Annotated in this window: 16 protein-coding genes; 1 reads left to right on the forward strand and 15 read right to left on the reverse strand. The window is 37.9% G+C overall.

Translation table 11 applies throughout. The features are described from left to right. The first annotated feature begins 280 nt into the window (after nucleotides 1–280). Nucleotides 281–1,267 (forward strand): LacI family DNA-binding transcriptional regulator, encoded by a 987-nt coding sequence (locus tag BI350_RS14425; RefSeq protein ID WP_075528777.1) that lies wholly within the window; start codon nucleotides 281–283, stop codon nucleotides 1,265–1,267. 121 nt (nucleotides 1,268–1,388) lie between these two features. Here BI350_RS14425 and BI350_RS14430 read toward each other — a convergent pair whose 3' ends face one another. From BI350_RS14430 to larC, 15 genes are all read right to left on the reverse strand, one after another. After that, a complete protein-coding gene (locus BI350_RS14430; protein WP_075528778.1) occupies nucleotides 1,389–4,862 on the reverse strand; it encodes a fibronectin type III domain-containing protein in 3,474 nt (1,157 codons plus the stop codon). A 372-nt stretch (nucleotides 4,863–5,234) separates the two neighbouring features. After that, nucleotides 5,235–6,044, reverse strand: coding sequence for an inositol monophosphatase family protein (locus BI350_RS14435; protein ID WP_075528779.1), 810 nt, complete (start codon nucleotides 6,042–6,044; stop codon nucleotides 5,235–5,237). Nucleotides 6,045–6,650: 606 nt separating this feature from the next. Then, entirely contained in the window at nucleotides 6,651–7,499 is an 849-nt protein-coding gene (locus BI350_RS14445) for a sugar phosphate isomerase/epimerase family protein (RefSeq protein WP_075528781.1), read from the reverse strand. A 149-nt stretch (nucleotides 7,500–7,648) separates the two neighbouring features. Then, nucleotides 7,649–8,431: a 2-dehydro-3-deoxy-D-gluconate 5-dehydrogenase KduD gene (gene kduD / locus BI350_RS14450; protein WP_075528782.1), complete on the reverse strand. Its 783-nt coding sequence runs from the start codon at nucleotides 8,429–8,431 to the stop codon at nucleotides 7,649–7,651. A gap of 33 nt (nucleotides 8,432–8,464) precedes the next feature. After that, nucleotides 8,465–9,295, reverse strand: coding sequence for a 5-dehydro-4-deoxy-D-glucuronate isomerase (gene kduI / locus BI350_RS14455; RefSeq protein WP_075529401.1), 831 nt, complete (start codon nucleotides 9,293–9,295; stop codon nucleotides 8,465–8,467). Between the two features lie 46 nt (nucleotides 9,296–9,341). Beyond that, a complete protein-coding gene (locus tag BI350_RS14460) occupies nucleotides 9,342–10,355 on the reverse strand; it encodes a sugar kinase (RefSeq protein WP_075528783.1) in 1,014 nt (337 codons plus the stop codon). Continuing rightward, a complete protein-coding gene (locus BI350_RS14465) occupies nucleotides 10,352–11,005 on the reverse strand; it encodes a bifunctional 4-hydroxy-2-oxoglutarate aldolase/2-dehydro-3-deoxy-phosphogluconate aldolase (RefSeq protein WP_075528784.1) in 654 nt (217 codons plus the stop codon). Before BI350_RS14465 ends, BI350_RS14460 begins: the two co-directional genes overlap by 4 nt. A 60-nt stretch (nucleotides 11,006–11,065) precedes the next feature. Next, nucleotides 11,066–12,637 (reverse strand): response regulator, encoded by a 1,572-nt coding sequence (locus BI350_RS14470; protein WP_075528785.1) that lies wholly within the window; start codon nucleotides 12,635–12,637, stop codon nucleotides 11,066–11,068. Then, nucleotides 12,615–14,444 carry a cache domain-containing sensor histidine kinase gene (locus BI350_RS14475; protein WP_168157274.1) on the reverse strand — a complete coding sequence of 610 codons (1,830 nt, stop codon included), beginning with the start codon at nucleotides 14,442–14,444 and terminating at the stop codon, nucleotides 12,615–12,617. The genes BI350_RS14470 and BI350_RS14475 overlap by 23 nt, the downstream gene beginning before the upstream one ends. Nucleotides 14,445–14,556: 112 nt before the next feature. Then, complete coding sequence (locus BI350_RS14480) at nucleotides 14,557–15,648, reverse strand: glycoside hydrolase family 88/105 protein (protein WP_075528786.1); 1,092 nt, start codon at nucleotides 15,646–15,648, stop codon at nucleotides 14,557–14,559. A gap of 71 nt (nucleotides 15,649–15,719) precedes the next feature. Beyond that, nucleotides 15,720–17,030, reverse strand: coding sequence for an ABC transporter substrate-binding protein (locus tag BI350_RS14485; protein WP_075528787.1), 1,311 nt, complete (start codon nucleotides 17,028–17,030; stop codon nucleotides 15,720–15,722). A gap of 31 nt (nucleotides 17,031–17,061) precedes the next feature. Continuing rightward, the gene (locus tag BI350_RS14490; RefSeq protein WP_075528788.1) at nucleotides 17,062–17,898 is read right to left on the reverse strand and encodes a carbohydrate ABC transporter permease; all 837 of its coding nucleotides are present in this window, start codon (nucleotides 17,896–17,898) and stop codon (nucleotides 17,062–17,064) included. A 6-nt stretch (nucleotides 17,899–17,904) separates the two neighbouring features. Beyond that, a complete protein-coding gene (locus BI350_RS14495; protein ID WP_075528789.1) occupies nucleotides 17,905–18,828 on the reverse strand; it encodes a carbohydrate ABC transporter permease in 924 nt (307 codons plus the stop codon). 831 nt (nucleotides 18,829–19,659) lie between these two features. Further along, entirely contained in the window at nucleotides 19,660–21,033 is a 1,374-nt protein-coding gene (locus BI350_RS14500; RefSeq protein WP_075528790.1) for a hypothetical protein, read from the reverse strand. Between the two features lie 109 nt (nucleotides 21,034–21,142). Next, on the reverse strand, nucleotides 21,143–21,892 hold the full coding sequence (gene larC / locus BI350_RS14505; protein ID WP_075528791.1) for a nickel pincer cofactor biosynthesis protein LarC: 750 nt from the start codon (nucleotides 21,890–21,892) through the stop codon (nucleotides 21,143–21,145). Nucleotides 21,893–21,993: the final 101 nt, after the last annotated feature.

Genomic DNA, 21,993 nt, shown 5'->3' on the forward strand with positions numbered 1-21,993 from the left:
CTTACAAACACTGTATCTACAGCGTGTTAGCGCTTACAATATAATGAACTGATTATTCATTTCACAGTGCAGAAATCCAATTTACAAGACCCTTCCAAACATTTTCATATCATGATTACCGAATGAAAACGTTGTTAATTTGTGTTACATTAGACATAACTTCATTTTTTCTTGATAATTTGATTAGCAATAATGATCAATAGTAGGGTTCAATATCTCCCTAAAATCAATATTTAATTTCCTAGGAAATGAATCATTAACGATAAGTAGGTGATTTGGTATGGGGATAACGATTAAAGACATTGCCAAAATTGCAGGGGTTAGTTATTCAACGGTATCCAAAGCTTTGAATGATAGTCCATTAGTAAAAAAGGATACAAAAAAGAAAATCGTAAAAATCGCAGATGAATTAGGATATGAACCTAATTTTGCAGCGCAAAGACTTGTTTCAAAGCAAACGAAAATTATTGGCTTAATTTGGCCAACCATTGAGCGTGTCGTTCTATCAACATTGGTTACGAAAATTAATAATAAGATTAACAAAACGCCTTATTCTATGATTCTATCTGTGGAATCAACCGAAACTGCTTTAGATACATTTAGAAAGTTTCAAGTTGATGGAATCATTTTATTTGAAGAGAATAGTAAACCCTCGATTCGGCAAACGACCATTCCACTTATATCCTACGGGGTCGCTAAAGAAAGGGATGTTGAGTATCCTATAATCGATGCCAATCATGAACAGGCGATGTATCAAGCAGTTAAGCATTTGTACGAATTAGGACATAGGGACATCGCCTATATTGGAGACTTGTCCTCTACAGATCCAATGCAAGCCGAAAAGTACAATGGATTTATGAAAGCGATGGAACAATATATGCTTTCAATAGAAGATATCAATATGATTGATACAGGGGGCCTTGATTGGTATAACGGATATGCTGCTACTAAAAAACGTTTTGAAAACCCTACGTATCCTACAGCAATTGTTGGCGGGAGTTACGATATTAGTAGTGGAATTATTCGTGGTATAAAAGAAATAGGGCTCGACATTCCACGTGATGTTTCCATTATTAGTTATGATAACATTCCCCAAATGGCGAATACGGAAATTCCATTAACTTGTATTGGGGTTCCGGTAGAACGATTAGCAGAAGAGATTGTTCAATCAATCATTCACTGTATTGAAGAAAAGAATATTACTTCCAATGTGAAAAAGATGTCACCTATTTTAGTTGAAAGGGCAAGCTGTGAGAAAAGAAAGTGACGCCCGTTTTCATCCATAAAAAATGAACTGCCTCATTTAATGAAGCAGTTCATTTTTTAACTAAGAATTTGCCCTCTCCTATTCGGGAGGGCAATGGTCTAATAATCAATGCACAGATACCTTATTTAAAAACAATATCGAATTGTCCAAAGCGCGTCGTTGTAAAAGTAACGCTTCCCTTGTCCACTTCATACTTTCCGTTTTTCACCAAAGCTTGTTTTCCTGTCTCATCGATAAACGTTACACCGATACGCTCTGGATTTTTCAATTCTTCCGCCGTTGGTTCATATGGAATAACAACTTGAACTGGCGCTCCTGGGTGGTTGTAATTCACAGATTTCCCGTTCGCCTGAACACCAAGCTCAATACTCGGCTTGTCCTCATCCGTTTTCCCAGAGGAAATAAATACGGTTACCGTTTCATCTTTTACTTTGGCATTGCTTAACATATGGCCTTCCAATAAGAGTATACCGAATTCGGTTGATAATTGAATTCGCTCATTTTTTCCGCCCTTCGTTAAAAATTCAGTCGGAATTGTTAGCTCATATGTTTTCGCACCGCTCACCTTTTCAAGTAACACTTCAATAATCTGCACACCTTTTACCTTTGGCGTCTTTGCGAAAGCAGCTTTAAGTGCTGCTTTTGAAACAGTCGCTTCTGCTACGTCTCCGTCTAATACTGGTTTTGCGTTTATAATGTTAGGCCCAAGCGTGATTGTTGTGCTTGGTCCGAAGCCACTCCATCTGTAGTGCGACACGTCTACAAGCCCATTCTCAAGAACATCAGCTAGTCTTTCTCTTTTCGATTGTTTAATGCTATGGCCTATAGCTTCAACGTTAAAAGTGTGCGTCCCCTCCTTAAGACCTTTCACTGTAAACGTCGTATCAGTTGTTGTCATTTCATCATTGATTGGTGTAAATTCAACATCTTCAGCTTTTATTGGCTGTCCATTGACGTAGACTCGATAGCCAATTACGTCTTGGTTGATTGCTGTTGCTTCATTCCAAGATAACTGTACATCAGAACCGTTATTTTCAACCTTTGCTTCTAGTTCATCTGTAAATGTCGGTGCACCAATCGCATAAGGAGGTGCGGTTTCGATTTCAAGCGAGCTTCCGTAAGGAGTTTTGTTACCCGCGACATCAACTGCTTCAACTTCGATGATGTAAGTCGTTCCAGGCTGCAACTTCGGCAATGTGTATCTATTTGATTTCGCGAAACCTTTTAACTCGCCGTTTGCATAAACATTGTAACCCGCAATTCCTGTTTCATCGCTTGCCTCTTCCCATGCAACTGATGCCCATGTAAAGCCAGGATAAACGACTTGTACTTCTTCACCGCTAAATGTATCACTTGCAGGAATTGTCGTTGTCGGCTCGTGAATACTTGTATTTTCTGGAAGTATCGGTGCAGTTGTATCCGCCTTACCTAAAGTTTTCACCATAACTTCCGGTCCATTAGACGTTCGATTACCCGTTGCATCAGCAGCTTCTACCTTAAATGTGTATTCCGTTGCCGGTGCTAATCCATCGATTGTATAACTTGTATCCTTCGTCGTTGCATAAGACGTTCCAATCTTCTCGTCATTTTGATAAACTGTATAACCAGCAACGCCAACATTATCCGTTGCCGCATCCCACGTTAGTGTGATACTTGTCCCATCAGCTGATGATTCTGCTTGAACAGCAGCGTTTTCAGGCCAATGAGGCTTTTTTGCTGCATCTTCAGAAACTGCACTCATCGTTGTATTTTCAAATACAAGTCCAGTAGAGTTCGCGATTCTCCAAGGATCTTCCCCGTTATTACTGACGTTTGTAAATTCAACATTATAAAACTTAATATCTTTTCCATAATTAATATTCGTAGCGAGTACATTATCAAACTTTACATCTCTAAACGTAATATTTTCGTGGTAAACTTCTCCCGCATCGCTATTCCCAACGACTGAAATCGCTTGTTTATTGCCTTTTTGATTACGAACTGTCGTATTGACAATTTCCATATCTCTAAATTGAGAAATGACTTCGGCAGGTTCATAAAGAATAACGGCATTTGAATCTGTATAGGAAGAAGTGAATACAAATGGTCCGTCTCCATCAATTTCTTCTAATGCATTATCCCTGAACAGAATACTTCTCGCACCGCCGCCCATCGGTGTATTCGTTTTACTTCGCAACCCTACGTCTGTTTTATACATAATATTATCTTCAACTAATAAGTCTTGAATCCAGCCGCCAGTATGGCTTCCTGTTACAACTCCGCCGTGGCCTTCTCGAATATAGTTATTGAAAATCCACGCATTTCCTGTCGGTTCAGACGCTGCCGCAGCTTGTCCCATACCGGAAGCAAAGTTAACCGCATCATCACCTGTATCCACATAGTTGTTAAATACCATAATATTTTGCGAGTCACCGAACTCAAAGCCATCCGCATTATTGCCGTCATATGTTTTCGCGATTGTACCGTTGATGACAATATTTTCACTGTGAAGATTCACGATTCCATGAAATGCTGGATTTAGTTGTGTAATGCCTTCATAGTACATTCCGTCAACGCCTCGTACCGTGATTAAGTTTGAACGCATCGCATAAGCTGACCTTGCATTCATTCCCATCTCTTGAGCCGCATATGATTGAGTTGCCGCCAAAATTCCAAGCGTATTAGGAGAATCAAGATCTAACGGACTTAACTTGCCATCTTCAACCTTCACATTTCCTGTCACTCTCGAGTTATTTCCTGCCGCATAGCGCGGAAGCTCATTACCCATCTCATCCGTCGTTGGATGATTCACGTCATACTTCCACCCATTACCATCAATGATTCCATCGCCAACGATTCGAATATTTTTTAAGCTGCCATAATCATACGTATGCGCGTTAATTAATGAATAAGAGCGCTCATCCGTAGAATAATCATATAACCAGAAATTCTGGCTATAATCTCCAGCGTCTGCTGAACCAATTAAATGTCCATCTACTTGTAATGTCATATCAGACTTAAGCCAGATTTCACCGGAAATAAAAGTACCTTCCGGGATCAATACTTTTGCTCCAGGTGTAGCCGCATCAATAGCTGCCTGAATTGCCTTCGTATCTTTTGTTTCGTCATCCGCTGTCGCACCGTAATCGAGAATATTGAAAACTTCCGGCGTCGGTGTTGTTTTGCCAATTATTTTATTTGAGGGATTCGATTCCTTCCCATTCGCATCAACTGACGTTACATAAAACTCATATGCTGTATCAGGATCTAGGTTTTCTACCTTGAAATTATGAATTAAAATTTTCACATGAAAATCATCTTGATCAATGTTCTCATAAAAGTTTTCGATATATTCTTTTGCAGGTCCATTATTATCTTCTAATGCAGTGCCTATTTTTTCGTTATTCATATACACATTAAAATCTACAATGTCACTATAATCTTCTGGCTTTTTCCAAACGAGTGTTACACTGCTTTCATCGAACGCAAGTGTCGGTATTTGTAAATCAACCGGAGCATTAGGACCCTCTGTACTTGCGGACGCAACGCTAGTAAAGATACTAAGCACCAATATCATAGAGAGGAAAATTGAAAGCATTTTTGTGAATCTCTTCAATCTAATTTCCACCTTTCTTGTTTGAAGTAGTTATCTCAATGTATTTACTTAGAAGCCTATCAAAATAACAACGTTGTTATTTTTGCGTTAAATAATGCAATATAGCCCCCTTCCACCCTTTGAGTAAGCGCATACATTGAATTGTAATCCTAATAAACTTTAATTACAATAATTATTTGAATATTGGTTCTTTAGGTACTACCCAACAAGTAGAAAGTATGAGGAAACTATCATTAATAATTTAAATGAAATGAAAAAAACAATAGATAAGGGATATTTCTCCTCCCTCATCTATTGAGGTTCTAAATCATTTATTTGAAATGAAAAAGAAAAAGCCCGGCCATCGCCGAGCTGAAGGATTCATAACAAAGATTATTTAATTCCTTTCTCTAAATAATCTTTAATAAGTTCTGTTTGTATTGCAGGATGACAAGTAACAGTCGAGTCATTTGATAAAAGAGTAACAGGTCCTCCAGTTAGGTTCGTTGTGACAGCCCCAACTTCATTCGCCAGAATCATTCCCCCAGCAATATCCCATGGGGCTAGATTCATCGTTAAATAACCATCGATGATCCCTTCTGAAACATAGGCTAACTTTAATGCTGCGGAACCATATGCACGGGATCCGCGAATGTTAGAAACTAGTTGTTGCACGACTTTTTCATCGATGACATCATTTTGACAAAGCCATTTATGGTTGAATCCCAATATCGCTTCACCCAGCGCCAAGTTAGGTTCTAGGGATTGTAACTTTTCGTCATTTTTATAAGCGCCTTCACCTTTTTTCGCACTGTAAAGAATATCGGACATGACATCGTAAACAAAGCCAATTTCCCCGATACCTTCATGAAAAATCCCGATGGAAATTGCAAAGTTCTTACGTTGCTTAACAAAATTCATCGTTCCATCAATGGGATCGATAATCCATACAATCCCATCTAACGATTGAATATCATCTCCGTAGCCCTCTTCACTAAATACTTTATGTGTTGGATAAGTGTCACGAATATGAGTCACTAAGAAATATTCTGTTTCTCTATCAACTTCGGTAACTAAATCGTTAGCATGCGCCTTAGTTTCAACTACCAATGGATCATTAATCGCCTCTCGAATATTTCGTCCAGCATTCAATATCCACTCTTTTGCATCTTGATATATTTTCCCGCGAAGTTCAGCATCCAAGTGAACAACCTCCCTTTCTGGTTACTTAAAAAACAAGGATTTTAAAGTGAAGTAGTAGAATCTGTATCATAATTGGTTCCATTGCTTTCCAAGTCATTCATCAATTTTAATGGATTCTCTGTTGATTGGAGTGGAGGGTGGCGAGTGTGCTCTCAAACGCTTCGCTTTTTGGTCGCAAAAGCCGTTCTTCGTGACGGCTCTTCCTGTGGGATTAGCAGGGAAAAAGGTAGTTCACTTTTTCCTAGGTGAGACCCCGCAGGAAAGGCTGTTGCGAAGTACAGCCTTTGCGAATAAAAGCGGAGCGTTATGAGCAGCAAATATAAAAGGTGGATGCCTTAATTTCTGCCAAAACCATGCAGAAATACGGCAAAGCTCACTCTTCGCTGTTCGCTTGGCTCACCGCCCGCCCCACGGAAATAATGAAAGCTGAAGGAGGCGGTTAGATGCGACAAGCATAAGGCGAATTAACGGAGTGGTGCTTTTTCCACGCAGTTAATTTGACTTATGACTCGAGCGTCTGCCTCCTGAAGCTGGAAAAGCGTCCACCCGGAACGGAAATCAACTTTGTTGAATTTCAGTACTAATTACTAAGAAATCTATCATATATTACGCTTCCGCATATTTCTTTCTCAAAAACTCAATACTCGCATCAATATGTGGTTCTTGTGTAGCTTCTAATAATACATTTAGGTGAGGCTTTTTCGGTTTAATTAATTTAAAGACTGCATCATAATTCAATAACCCAGTCCCAACTGGAACCATTTTAACCCAACCGTTTTCATCGATAATGAAATCCTTTGCATGCATAATCACGATATGATCCCCTAATAAGTCCATTGCTTCTTGGAAGACTTCTTCTTGTCGCTCATAATTATACGGATCTAACAAGTTAGCTGGATCGAGAATTACTTGAAGATTTGGCGAATCAATCAGATCGATGAGTCTTCTTAATTTCTGTGCTGTATGCACTGGGTGATTAATGCCTGCCTCAATCGCAACGATAACGCCAAACTTTTCTGCCTCTTCGACTAGTTCACGAACACTTTCGACAACATCTAAAAATGGTTGCTCTTCGAAATTGTCCTCAGTATAAGCTGTTTTTTCATGTACGTTTCCAGTCTCTGTTCCAACAATGCTACACCCGAAATCTCTTGCAAATCGAATATGCTCTTTAAATCGCTCTAATTCGGATTGTCTTTTCTCTTTGTCAGGGTGAATCATATGAATATAGCAACCTAATACGGCAATTTGGACGTCATTCTTCTTAAACTGATCACCAATATGTCTCGCAAGTCCTGGACTTAAACTGCCCACGCTCGTATTTAGATCAGGAAAAGATTTTCCTAATGCCAATTGAACTGCAGTTAATCCTTTACCTGCAATTTCCTTTGCCAGTCCATCGATTGTTTCTTGACCTTGAATATCATGCGCTCTAATCCCTAGATTTAGTTCCATTTTAAATTCTCCTTTTACATATTTAATTACATGAGACCTTTCAATCTACTGATTTCGTCTCTGTTCGTTAACAAATAAACCGTATCACCTCGCGTGATACGGTTTATTCACTTTATAAAAGTTTATCTAATTGGCTGTGGATCTGCTTCTTACCTTGATAGCCAGCCGCCGTCTACTTCGACTACTGCACCATTCATATAGTCCGATGCTTTACTTGATAAGAATACGACAACGCCCATTAAGTCAGCTGTTTCAGCCCAACGTGCAGCTGGAATTCTTCCAAGTATTTCTTTATTACGCTGCTCGTCTGCACGGATTGGTGCTGTGTTCGCTGTTTTAACATAACCTGGTGCAATTGCATTCACTTGCACGCCATGCTCAGCCAATTCGTTCGCAAATGACTTCGTTACACCTACAACGCCATGTTTACTTGCTGTATACGGTGGCACGAACTTTCCGCCTTGGTAGGAAAGCATTGAAGCGATGTTGACAATTTTCCCGCTCTTTTGCTCTACCATTAGTTTCGCAACTTCCTGACTTAGGAAAAACAATGAATTTAAGTTCAATTCCATTACTGCATCCCAATCTTCTTCCTGGTACTCAAGAAGTGGTGAACGGCGAATTGTTCCAGCATTGTTTACTAACACATCAACCTTGCCATATACTTCTACACATGTATCGACAAGTTCTTTATGTTTTGTTCGATCTCTTAAGTCTGCTTGGAAAAACTCAACTCTGCGGCCTGTGTTTTCAATTAATTCTCTTGTTTCATCCCACTCTGTTCCGTGTGTCACAACAAATAGATCTGCTCCAGCTTTTGCAAGCGCTACCGCATATGCTTGTCCTAACCCTTTATTACCGCCAGTAACAATGGCAACTTTATCTTTCAGTGAAAAATAGTCTAAAGAGAAATCATTTAAGTTATTCGTCATTTCGCTTTGCCCTCCATACATTTTCTGTTTTTATTAGCGTAAGTCTTCCATTGCAACGTGGTCCATATCATCATAAGTGATATTTTCTCCACACATTCCCCAAATGAATGTATAGTTGCTCGTTGCTGTTCCTGTATGGATTGACCAGCTCGGTGAAATTGCTGCTTGTTCATTTTTCATGACCAAATGTCTTGTTTCATCTGGTTGTCCCATAAAGTGGAATACGCGCGTATCTTGTTCCATATCGAAGTATAAATACACTTCCATACGACGCTCATGCGTGTGACATGGCATTGTATTCCATACGCTACCTGGCTGTAAAACGGTAAGTCCCATTTGTAATTGACAGCTTTCACAGTTATTCGGGTGGATATATTGATGAATTTTACGCTCGTTTAACGTTCCTGGCTCTCCCATTTCAAGCGGCGTAATATTATTAATATCAATTTTAACCGTTGGATAAGTATGGTGAGCAGGTGATGAATTAATATAGAACTTCGCTGGATTATTTGGATCTTTAGAACGGAACAGAACTTCTTTCGTTCCTCGTCCTACGTAAAGACCATCTTGGCGTTTCATCTCATACTCTTCACCATCTAAAATAACTGTACCTTCCGCACCGATGTTGATAATTCCAAGTTCACGACGCTCTAGGAAATAGTTAACGCCTAACTCTTTATTTAGCGTAATTGTTAACTCTTCTTCTGCTGGTGTAACACCACCAAAAATCATTCTATCGACATGCGTATACGTTAAATGAACTTGACCTGCTTCAAATAGTTTTTCAACTAAAAAGTGTTCTCTCAGCTCATCTGTATTGTACCTTTTAATCTCTTCCGGGTGATTTGCATAACGTGTTTCCATTTTTGTTTCCATAATTTCTCATCCTCCTAATAATAATAAAGCTTTTTTATCGTTTAATTTTTCCTGAACCGTTTTCCACAAACTCATGAATTTCCTCTTTAGAAAAGATATTACTATCCCCATGAATCGTATGCTTCAGCGCTGACGCGGCTGTTGCGTATGTAATTGTTTCATTTGGGGACATGCCATCCAAAATGCCGTGTAAAATTCCAGCCGCAAATGCATCGCCACCGCCTACACGATCGACAATTGGCTCAATATGATGCACTTTTGAACGGTACAAGGCCCCATCCACATATAAATTTCCTCTTAATCTATTGGCAGTTGAAGATAAAACTTCCCGATTCGTAGAGGCCATAAATTGAATGTTCGGGTATAATGCTTGGATATGCTCATAATAGTAAGCAAGTTTTTCCTCTTCCTGCAACCTGTCATCTGCCTCTGGAATCCCAAGCAGATGAACCGCATCCAGTTCTCCGCATGAACAGATATCGACATAATCTAATAGTGGTTTAATTGCATCTGCTGCCTCTTTTTGACTCCATAGTTTTGCACGATAATTCATATCAAAACTAGTCATCAAACCGTGTTCTTTAGCCTTTTTCAATGCAACTAGCGTTAACTCACTTAAAACTGGCGACAATGCGGGTGTAATGCCCGTCACGTGAAAGAGTGTTGCGCCTTCAAATATGCTGTCGAAATCTATTTCGTCTTCCTTAATGTCAGCAATACTTGAATGCTTTCTATCGTAAGTAACGACAGCACTTCTTTCGCCAATTCCGCTTTCTAGGTAGTAGGTTCCGATACGTTCCCCACCTCTTAAAACATGGTCTACCTTTACGCCATTGGATTGTAGATGTCTTAACGCTGCATCTCCTAATGCATTGGCTGGTAATTTACTGACCATATTGACGTCGTATCCAAAATTCGACAGCGATATGCCAACATTCGCTTCTGCACCGCCGTAATGCAATTGAAGCTGATCCGCTTGGAGAAGTCTTTCACCAACGTTTGTCGATAATCGTAGTAAAATCTCTCCAAATGTTACGACCTTTTTCATACCAATGCCTCTCTAGCCTGTTGAACTTTTTCTACAAATTGTTTTGCATCTTCGGTAATTTTATCGAAATCTCCAGTTTTCGCATGTGCAACTAAACTACCCCCGACACCGACAGCAACACAGCCATTTTGAATCCATTTTTCAACATTATCTAAATCTACGCCGCCAGTCGGCATAATATTGACTTGTGGGAGTGGCGCTTTCACACCTTTAATCCAATCTGGCCCAAATGTATTGCCCGGGAATAACTTAATAATGTCTACACCGGACTTTAATGCTTCCTTCATTTCCGTGATGGTCATACAACCCGGCATATATGGAACTTGATACAAATTACATAATTCGGCTGTTTCTTGATCGAAGCATGGACTCACGATAAATTTGGCACCTGCTAGAATCGCAATACGTGCCGTAACCGCATCTAACACTGTTCCTGCACCAATCACTACGTCAGGATTGGATTGATAATTTGCTGCTAGATTGCGAATAATTTCTTCAGCACCCTGCACAGTAAAGGTGATTTCAATGCCTTTAATGCCACCTTTAACACATGCTTCCGAAATCCCTAAGGCTTCTTCTTGTGAATTTGCCCGTACAACTGCAACAACTCCACATTCAGTTAGTTGATTTAACACTTTTAGCTTTTCCATTGCACACCTCCATTTTGTGATAAAACCGCAATGAGTGATTTAAGTAAGCTTTTCAGTCTTTCATGCAGTGTTGATGATTCCTCTTCTATATTCCCCAGGCGTTTGCCCAGTATATTTCTTAAAACTTATACTGAAATACTGTGGATTCCTATAGCCAACACTTTCTGCTACCTTATATATTTTGGCATCATGCAAGCGAAGCAATTCCATCGCTTTCTTCATTCGAAGTTCTAGCAAATAATCGCCAAAATTCAAGCCTTTTTCAACTTTAAATAAGTTACTTAAATAAGGTGCACTTACAAAAACATTTTGTGCAACTTTTTGTTGTGTCAATTCTTCGTCATGATAGTGTTCATTCATAAATGCCATCGCTTTATCTACGAGCGAGTTATGATTCTGTTTTTTCTCTTCATTCATAGATTCGGCCCATTCATCAACAAGCTGATGAAGGATTTCTAACATTTCTTGAATAGAATTCATTTGTAGAATGAGGTTGAAAAGTTCCGTCATACTAGAACTTTCCGACTCGTCTTTTTCCCATTTTTTCACTTGGTATAAAAGCAACGTACTATACTTGAGCGCTAGAATCTTTGTTTCTTCTAATTGGATGTTTTTATTTCCCTTAATCACATTCCGTAATTGCTCAATTGTTTCTTTCGCTTTACCTGGCAAACCTAATTTCAATTGATCTTTAAACGCTTTTTCTAAGTCTAATAGTGTTTTTTCATGTTGAAATTCACATGGAACCGTATCGTCAATGGAATACACACAACCAGTCCCCATAATATGTTTCATATCCATCGCAAATCGTGCCTCTAAATAGGAGGTGTGAATATCGAATACATTGCAATACGTTCGCCCAATTGTAATTGTTACCGTTTCATCAAATTGATTATATATTTTATCTATCGCCTGTCGTGCGAAAGTGATATTCCCCAAACAGCCGTCATAAACTGTCGATAAAAATACCGCCATTTCATTCTTTGCACCATTGATGACATGCCCATTGATACTTTCACTAAACAAGTTACGCATGATCTCTGTAATTTGTTTTTTGATGACTGCTTCTTCTTCATTTACTGATGTAAAGTTAATGAACATAGACGTAAAGAAAGGTCCATCTAGTTCAACACCAAGTTCTAATAGTTCTTTTTCAATATCTAGATCGGTATTTTCATTTTCATTATTTGTAAGCTTTTGTAAAAAACTTTGTTGAAGTAATGGCAACGTATCATGAAATCTTCTTTCTTTTTTTATTTCTTTTTCATATTCGATTGCCGCACTCTGCGCTTTGCGAATTAACTTCTCTATTTTGATTGGCTTTAATAAATAATCAAACGCTTGGAGCTTAATCGCTTCCTGTGCGTATTTGAAATCTTCATAACCCGTCAAAAAAATCACTTTCGTATGCGGACTGGTGACTTTAATAATCCTTGCCATCTCCAAACCATTCATAAAAGGCATCGTAATATCAGAAATAACAACTTGAGGTTGTTCTTTTTCAATTAACTCCAGTGCACTTTCACCATCCGAAGCCTCACCCGCCAATATGAAACCGTTTTCTTCCCACGGGGCATTACAAATGCTACGTCGAATAATCCGATCGTCTTCAACTATGATTACTTTGTTCATATTCGCCATTCCCCTCTTTTACGCTCGGAATCTTGATGATAATTTTAGTCCCTTTCCCAACGACACTTTCAATCATTAATTCACATTCGCTTCCAAAATAACCTTTCAGCCGCTCACTTACACTACGTAAACCAATTCCTGTAACTTCCCTTTTGTTCTTACTATAAGGCGCATTGATTTCCTCTTTAATTCTTTCTAATCTTTCTCTTTCAATGCCTAACCCATTATCTTTCACTTCAAGATGGATTTTTCCTGATTGTTTATATACATTTACGTTAATTAAACCTTGCTTACGGCTAAGTTTCACACCGTGATAGATTGCATTTTCAATTAAAGGTTGTAACGTTAGTTTAATAATTTGACTTGAAAGTGTTTCTTTATCAACGTCAAGTGTATAAGTGAAGTTATCCCCATAACGCATTTCCATAATATATAAATAACTTTTAATATGAGAAATCTCTTCTTTAATAGAAATGATTTCATTTCCTCTACTAATACTGATTCTGAAAAAGCTAGATAGTGCGCTAATCATCTCACTTGCGTCTTTGTTTAGCCCCATATCGCATAAGCCTTTAATCGAATATAAAGTGTTATATAGAAAATGCGGATTTACTTGAGCTTTAATAATGGCAACTTCTAATTGACGTTTTTCTTTTTGTTCTAATTTAATCTGTTCCAGTAGCGCTTGATTGCGCGCCATTTGTTCATTAAAGCTACTATAAAGAATCTCCATTTCCTTGGGAACAGCAATTCCTTCAGTCGTTTGCAAAAGTTCTTGGTCGGCTTTCTTCATTTGGTCAGCTAGTTTTTTGATCGGATTTGAAATATATTTGCCGACACCATTAACGATAAAGACTGCCATAATAATGACCGCGATTAGAAATATCGTCATAAAATATTTCATATTGTTCATTGTTTTCAATATTTGACTCTCAGGGAATACCGCTACAACTTTCCATTTGTTCACACCAATCGTGTGATAAATTGCATTCAGGTTTTTTCCCTTCGCATTTTCAAATGAAATTTTACCTTCATTTACATTCGAATTCGTAATCTTGGCCAGTGTTTTATCATCTATTCGGAACTTTCCCGGGATCTTTTCTGATTCAAATGTACTGCCGTCCGGGCTCACCAACGTTAAGTAACCGCTCTCACCAATGAATGATTTGTTTAGTATTTTTTCGACAAAATCTGCCCGAATCGTAAATAGAACAATCCCATTTCTTGAAGAATTTTCAGCTTCAAGTAATTTAAATACCGACATCACCTTATAGTTGTCAAATGCTAAGTTATTCAGATGTGCATTTTTCCAGTAATAAGATTCTTTACTTCCCTTATGGTCGACAAAATAATCTTTGTATGAAAACAACGGGTTTACTTGTTCTGACCCATTTGAAAAGGTAATTTTACCGTCATCTATATCAATATAAATGGACTCAATAATCGAAGGAAAACGATGATAAATCGTGTTAATTTCGTTATCTAGTTCAATATAAACGTTCGAATTTATGTCCTTCGCCTCTCCATCAAGGAGCGTTGAAAGATGCTTATGATTTGATAGTAATACCAACTGTTCGAAAACATCTGAAAATACAAATTCTAAATAATTTGATGTCTGTAATACCGTATCATTCATACTCTGGTAAGTATTTTCTTCAATTTGGTTTTTAGCCAATTGGTAAGATACGCCGCCTGTAATAAAAATAAATAAAAGAATGATGGATATATAGAACGCATTAATTGTCGAACTAAAAGAAAAGAAAAGATATTTACTAATAAAACTACGCATTTTCTTTCCAAACTTCATGAAAAATAGTCTCCCTACCATAATCAGAATAGTAGAAGGGATATGTCCTTCTAGATTAAGTATAGAACACCCTTAATCTAGAGGACAAGTTTATTTATTCTCTTTTACCTTTTTATTTCGAAATATCATGCAGTGCCATACAAGCTAAGATGAAGGCACCCATCCCGTGTAAATCATTTTCAGAAGTTGGTCTTTCGACATAATAATCATAGACGCCAGCTGAAGTACCGATACAAATACCGCTTAGTTCTAGGTGATCGCCATCTACTTTCACCATGTGATTCAACAAACCTTCGTAAGCTTTATCTACAATTTCTTTGTATGAATGATCAACATAACCCGCTTTTAACGCCTTTGCAATCGTGTAAATAAATAATGATGAACAAGAAGATTCCAACCAGTTGTCTGCTTGATCGCCTTTATCAACAATTTGGTACCATAGGCCTGAATCATGATCCTGGAAATTAACGACTGAAGTAATATAACTTTGCAACTCTTCAACAAACACTTCTTGTCCGTGATTTTTCCCTTCAAGTAACGCCAAAATATCAACAAGTGCAGTACCGTACCAACCTACTGAGCGTCCCCAAAATTCTGGTGAACATCCTGTTTCCTTATTTGCCCATGGCTGTTCTCTCTTTTCATCCCATGCATGGAATGGAAGACCAGTTTTTGGGTCTTTCATATGTTTACGCATTAATCTTTCTTGTAAAAATACATCTTGGATTAACTCCGGCTCTTGGAAGTGCTCATTGTACATCAGCATAAAAGGAGCCGCCATAAACAATCCGTCTAACCACATTTGGTATGGATATTTATCTTTATGCCAGTATCCACCTTCGGACGTTTTGTTAATTGTGTTGAGTAAATTTCTAAGTTTCTTCGCAGCGATTAAATATTTTGCCTCTTTAGTCGCTTCGTATAAAGGAAATAGCAAAATACCAACTTGAATCGAATCTAATTCATCACGGTCGAAATAGAAGTTTCCTTCATCATCAAGTAAGTTATCTACATATGCTTTTGTATACTCAAAATACTCTTCTTTTCCTGTCGCTTCCCACACGCGCAACATGCCATATAAAAAGACACTTTGGTGATAATGCCATCTATTTGCAGGTGGTAACTCTGCAGGTGTGAATGTATTCATAATCGTTTTACATGCTTTTTCAGCAATTAATAACGGACTGTTTTGTTCATTCAACAATTCAAATCTCTCCCTACATATGTCAATAATCTGAGTGCTAGAAAAACTTAACACTCAGATTATTATTTTTTTTACTTTTTCATTGCTTCATTATATTTAGCTTCTGAAGCATCGACTGCTTTTGCCCATTCATCAAGGAACTCTTGTACTGAACTGTCTCCACTCATTACCTTTTGCGTTCCAGAATCTACAATGTTATCAAGGATAGAACGGTAGTCTGGTAAGTAGAATGGCGGTTGGTACAATACAGTGTCTGGATTATCGTATACTTCAAATGCTGTTTTAATATGTTGTGCTTCTTTAATCCAATCCATATCTAACACACCAGAGTTTGTTGGAATTTGTCCAACTTGCTCGTTCCAGTAACTTTGACTTTCTGCTGAGTTAATAAACTCCGTGAATTTCCAAGCTGCATCCGCATTTTTTGTTGTATTAAAGATAGAAACGTTGATTGTATTTCCACCTTCAGCTACATACTTTCCATCTTCCGTTTTTGGTAGTGGAATGGCTTCAAATTGGTCTGCTTCAAAAGCTTTTTGATGCTCACCGTAAGATCCGATGTTGTGGTGAACCATCGCAACCACGCCTGTGTCGAAACCAGCAATCATTTCTTTATAATCGTTCGTTATATCACTCTTAGGTGTATTCTTACCGTATAGCTCGATATATTTTTCAAGAAACTCAACATGTTTTGGATGATTGATTACAGATTTTCCATCTTCATCAAAATAATTTTCCAATCCTGAGTAAGCGAACATTAATCTTTGAAGTTGGAATGAACCGCCCGCACCACCGCGAATTGTATAGCCGTAGTGTCCGTCCCCTGTCATTTCTTCTGCCGCATTAAAGAATTCATCCCAAGTACTTGGAATTGTTACACCTGCATCATTGAACCAATCTGAACGAACCCAAATGACATCTAAATTTTGCGTGTAAGGAATACCATATAATTTTCCGTCATTTACAATTTCTTTGTTAAAATTAACTGCCCCTGCGTTAATGAGATCGTTTAGCTCTGAATCTGCTAAATAATCATCTAAAGGAAGCAATGCATCACGAATTGCAAATTCCGGTAACCAACTTGTTTGTACAGAAGCAACGTCTGGCATGTCATCTGCCGCAATAGCTGTGTCTAATTTAGCTTTTGCAGAGTCCTTTGGAAGACCTACATACTCAACTTCAATCTCTGGATTTTCTTCATTAAAACGATCAATTAATTCTTCCCAAATTGGTGTACGTTGTGGTCCAGCATTCTCATCCCAAAAAACTAGTTTAACCTTTCCGTCCTTTGAGCCTGAACCCGAGTCTCCATTCCCACAACCGGCTAAGATCCCTCCGGCGATGAGCATGATTAATGCACTTATTTTTAGTAAATTTCTCATTTGCTTCTTTCCTCCTTCAAATTAGTAAATCTTAACCTTTAACTGCTCCACCCATTCCGCTAACAAGGTGCTTTTGTGCGTAAGCGAATAGGATAACAGCTGGAACTAATGCAATCACACTTCCTGCGGCTAACGCACCATAGTTAACGTTAAACTCGCCCATCATAAAGCTTAAACCAACCGGTAATGTAAATTTACTTTGCTGATTTGTTAGCATCAATGCAAGTAAAAATTCATTCCATGTGTAAATAAATGTAAAGACTGCTGTTGCAACAATTCCTGGCAGTAACAATGGGAACATCACGAATCGTAACGCTTGTAACTTACTACAACCATCTACCGCCGCTGCCTCTTCCAACTCTCGTGGAATATTACTAATAAACCCGCTCATTAATATCGTTGTGAAAGGAATTTCAACAGCCGTGTACGTAATAATTAGGGAAAGCGGATTACTAATTAACCCCATGTTTTTAAAGATAATAAACAATGGAATAATCAACATTGCCCTAGGAATAAACTGTGTACTCAATAACATGAGTAAGAATGAACCTTTACCCTTAAATTTATATCGAGTTAAGGCATATCCAGATAATGTGGATAAAATGATGACGACAAATACTGTCGTGATACCAATGATTAAACTATTTTTAAAGAACGTTGCAAAACCTACGTTATTCCATGCGACAACAAAGTTTTCAACCGTTGGCGAAGTAGGCAAGTATTCTAAAGGACGTTTAATAATATCTCCTTCATGTTTAAATGCCGTGTTGATCGTCCAATAGATTGGAAAGATTGTCCACATGAACATTAACGTGATTGGGAGGTAGAAAAATAATACTTTGTTCGTTCGTCCATTTGTATTAAACATTTTTAATTAGTCCTCCCTTTCATAGCGAGTAATCTTTAAGTAAAAGATTGCAAATGCGAATAATAAAACAAACGAGATGACTGTTAATGCAGAACCATAGCCGAAATCGCTTCCATTGATTGCTAAGTTTGCAATATACATGGTCAGCGTAGTTGTCGAGTTAGCAGGACCTCCGCCAGTTAAGTTGAAAATCAAGTCGACGTTATTAAACTCCCATACCGTTCGTAGTAAAGTCGTTAACACGATTGTGTTTTTCAAGTGTGGCAAAGTAATATGGACAAATGATTCCCATTTACTCGCACCATCAATTTCAGATGCTTCATATAACTCTTCTGGAATACTTTGTAATGATGCTAATAATGTAATCGCAAAGAATGGAATTCCTCTCCATAATTCAGCAATGATCACTGAAATGAAAGCGCTTGTAGTGCCGGCCAAAAAAGCTTGCGGTTCACTAATAATGCCTAACTTCATTAAAATGTCATTAAAGACGCCCATATGCTCGTTATACATTAATGACCACATAACCGAAGCAAGAACCCCTGAGATTGCCCACGGTATAAACGCAATCGCTCTCACAAATCCTCTCAATCTAAATGTTTGGTTTAAAAGTAATGCAAAAATCAAACCAAAAATCAATTGAAGACCAACTTGTGAAACTACCCATTTTAAACTTGTTAGTAAACTCGGAAAGAATAGCTTATCTTCCGTAAATATTTTCACGAAGTTATCAAAACCAGCGAAGCTATTATAAAAAGGCGCTGATATATCATAATTCTGAAAACTGTAGTAGAATACAGTACCAATTGGGTAGAATAAAAAAGTAGCGATGATCAGAAACGAAGGCAAAATAAATAAATAAGGAATCCAATTATCTATTTTAAATCTTCTTTCAGCTTTAACGTTTTCACTTAGTTGCTTTGTGCTCATCTTACTCCCCCTTCATCCTTAATCTAGTTTCAACTTTATATGAAAACGCTTTCTTTTAAAAGTAAATTTTTTAAGGTCTTTGTTAAATATTTTAACATGTTATATTACAGGATATTTTGTAGATAAATGTCGTAACACAAATTTATTGATTATAAATGATTGATTTCATCACGTGTGGCCCGTTCTGCTACTCCTACTTAAAAGGATGCAACGTATCGGTAAAGGGATGCAACGCTCGTGCAAAAGTAGTCAACTTTTAATAAAAAGAATACAACGCTGGCGAAAGTATGCAACGTATCGATAAAAGCATGCAACGCTCGTGCCAAAGTAGTCAACGTTTAATGAAAAGAATGCAACGCTGGCGAAAGTATGCAACGTATCGATAAAAGCATGCAACGCTCGTCCCAAAGTAGTCAACGTTTAATGAAAAGAATACAACGCTGGCGAAAGTATGCAACGTATCGATAAAAGCATGCAACGCTCGTCCCAAAGTAATCAACGTTTAATGAAAAGAATACAACGCTGGCGAAAGTATGCAACGTATCGATAAAAGCATGCAACGCTCGTGCCAAAGTAGTCAACGTTTAATGAAAAGAATACAACGCTGGAGAGAGTATGCAACGTATCGGTAAAGGGATGCAGCGCTCGTGCCAAAGTAGTCAACGTTTACTGAAATGAATGCAACGCTGGCGAAAGTATGCAACGTATCAATGCTAGCAATTTTCGGTCACATCAACGAAATCTGCTAAAATCAATAGTAAAATACAATAATCAGGCAAACAAAAATCAACAGCTCTTTTATTATTAAAATAAGAGAGCTGTTGATTTTGATTATAATAAGAAGTAAGCAATGAGCGTGCCGATTCCGCCAAATATGAATGCGTATGCTAAGTTCATTAACGTAATTCGATATGGACTTTGTTCTAAGCTCATCGCGGTTAGTGTAACAACTAAACCATATGTGCCAACTGTTAGTGTTGCAATTGCACTTGTCACCAATACAATCGCTATACTTAGCGGATTATAAACAGTTAATAAAGTACTGATTAAACTGCCTAAGATTCCTAGCGTTGCAACGGGATGAATGCCAAACATACTCAATCCGATAAATAATACTTGAATGACAAAAAACACGAGCAATGGATATTCAGAGACATATAAAATTGGTTTTTGAATGACATCTAAAAATGCTGCGCTACTTATACTATAGGAGAAAAATGATAGCGAAATAAATAGAATCACAAAATTTTGCATGGTATTCGTTTTTTCTTTCCATGTATTCCAGCCAATTGCCCAAAAGCTTCGTAACCGCTTCATAATAACAGACCAAATTAATGTAAATGGAAAGATGAGCAGGGTGACAGTTAAAATAAAGTCAATCTCAAATAATGTTCCGCCTATAATGACTAGCGCCAGAAACAATACGAGTGCACCCGCGAGATGAAAGATCTTACCGCCAAGTCCTTTCGTGCTCACTTCTTCCGGCTCATTAACATCTGTAGCTTGATATGTATATTTTTTAAAATAGTAACGTCCCCAGATTGAATCTAATGTAAATGTTATGACTGCAACGAGCAATAGCCATGGGAAAATTGAAACATAGGAAACACCTGTTAAAAAGATGGGTAAAGCGACTAAAATTTCAAGCGGACTCCAAAGTACCGCCAACGAAAAACCTCTAAGTGTTGATGCGCTGATGAATGCATTTCTCACTTTTCTATCGACAGGCGCTAAATTTCTTTTTAATACTTCTTGTGAAATAGACACCGCAGATAAATTTAAAAACGCAGCTAACGTAAGGGTCGTCCCTGAACCTCGGGTATATAACTTCCCTAAGTCCGATACATTAGCTCTCATTAATGTATTTAAACTACGATCAAATCTACCACTCCTTACAACGCTATTCATCCAAGGTAACATTGCTAGTAAGGTGAGTAGAGATAGATTGGACGTAATAATACTAGGAATCACCGATACTGATTCGCCAGTTGTCCAAAATAGATAAGCGCCTACAGTTAAAAAAGAAACACTAAGGATTAGAAACAGACGTGAGGCGCCTATAAAAGAAACCACTAGCATAATCAATGCAAATACACCAATCATATAATTTAATGTTTCATGTTCAATGAATATATTGGCAATGTGCAAAGTAAAAACAAATGTATAAAATATATATAAATATTGAAACAGTGGACTCCCCTTCATTTAAAATCCTCCAAAAACAATAATGTATCCTCAAAATTCAATGCCATCCTATTTGTTTGGCTAATAATTAATTAGGAAAGGGCAAGATTTATTACATTCCTATCGTTTATTATGATAACGTACCGAGCATCACGCGAAGCACATTTGGGTGGCTTGGAAAAGTTTTCGTTCCCGCACCATAACCGATTGATTCTACTGTCATGTCTGGTAGTGTGCCAAATGACTCTGCAAGTGCCGCTACAATTGCCGCTCCTGTTGGCGTTGCCAGCTCCCCTTTTATTTGCGATGACGCAAGTGGAACCCCACGAAGAATCTCCAATGTTGCCGGCGCCGGTACAGGATAAATTCCATGGTCGATATGTATTTTTCCAGAACCTACAGGAATCGGAGACGATTGAATCGTATCCACATTCAACTGGTCAAGTAAAATTGCTGCGCCCACTATGTCGATAATCGAATCAACTGCCCCCACTTCATGAAAGTGAACTTCTTCAAGTGGAACCCCATGAATTTTCCCTTCCGCAATGCCGATCTTTTCGAAAATACTTAATGCAATATTCGTTGCACGGTCGGAAAAATTAGCGGATGTAATCAACTCGACAATATGCTTATAAGCTCGATGATCGTGGTGATGATGTTCATGATGTTCGTTAAGACGTTCTGTTAAAACTACATCAAACTTTGTACTGCTAATCCCATTTTTCACGACATATGAAAACTTTAGTTCATATTCATCTTCTATAGTAAGCTTCTTAAGTTCGCTTGTTAAATGCTCAGGGTCTCCCCCCGCATCGATTAATGCCCCAATAACCATATCTCCACTAACACCTGAAAAACAATCAAAATACAGGATATTCATCTACATACCGCCTTTCTTTGCTATACTAAATAAAGTATACACTTAAATAAACAAATGCTATAACGATTTACTTTCCAATTAGTTGGACCAATAAATAAACT

Source organism: Sporosarcina ureilytica, from assembly GCF_001753205.1.
Classification (GTDB): domain Bacteria; phylum Bacillota; class Bacilli; order Bacillales_A; family Planococcaceae; genus Sporosarcina; species Sporosarcina ureilytica.

What these genes read in the sequence shown, in the direction of transcription:
- BI350_RS14495 (WP_075528789.1), bottom strand. Translation starts at nt 18,828, where the DNA reads ATGAGCACAAAGCAACTAAGTGAAAACGTTAAAGCTGAAAGAAGATTT.
- BI350_RS14445 (WP_075528781.1), bottom strand. Translation starts at nt 7,499, where the DNA reads ATGGAACTAAATCTAGGGATTAGAGCGCATGATATTCAAGGTCAAGAA.
- kduI (WP_075529401.1), bottom strand. Translation starts at nt 9,295, where the DNA reads ATGGAAACACGTTATGCAAATCACCCGGAAGAGATTAAAAGGTACAAT.
- BI350_RS14485 (WP_075528787.1), bottom strand. Translation starts at nt 17,030, where the DNA reads ATGAGAAATTTACTAAAAATAAGTGCATTAATCATGCTCATCGCCGGA.
- BI350_RS14465 (WP_075528784.1), bottom strand. Translation starts at nt 11,005, where the DNA reads ATGGAAAAGCTAAAAGTGTTAAATCAACTAACTGAATGTGGAGTTGTT.
- BI350_RS14425 (WP_075528777.1), top strand. Translation starts at nt 281, where the DNA reads ATGGGGATAACGATTAAAGACATTGCCAAAATTGCAGGGGTTAGTTAT.
- BI350_RS14500 (WP_075528790.1), bottom strand. Translation starts at nt 21,033, where the DNA reads ATGAAGGGGAGTCCACTGTTTCAATATTTATATATATTTTATACATTT.
- larC (WP_075528791.1), bottom strand. Translation starts at nt 21,892, where the DNA reads ATGAATATCCTGTATTTTGATTGTTTTTCAGGTGTTAGTGGAGATATG.
- BI350_RS14490 (WP_075528788.1), bottom strand. Translation starts at nt 17,898, where the DNA reads ATGTTTAATACAAATGGACGAACGAACAAAGTATTATTTTTCTACCTC.
- kduD (WP_075528782.1), bottom strand. Translation starts at nt 8,431, where the DNA reads ATGACGAATAACTTAAATGATTTCTCTTTAGACTATTTTTCACTGAAA.
- BI350_RS14475 (WP_168157274.1), bottom strand. Translation starts at nt 14,444, where the DNA reads ATGAAGTTTGGAAAGAAAATGCGTAGTTTTATTAGTAAATATCTTTTC.
- BI350_RS14470 (WP_075528785.1), bottom strand. Translation starts at nt 12,637, where the DNA reads ATGAACAAAGTAATCATAGTTGAAGACGATCGGATTATTCGACGTAGC.
- BI350_RS14460 (WP_075528783.1), bottom strand. Translation starts at nt 10,355, where the DNA reads ATGAAAAAGGTCGTAACATTTGGAGAGATTTTACTACGATTATCGACA.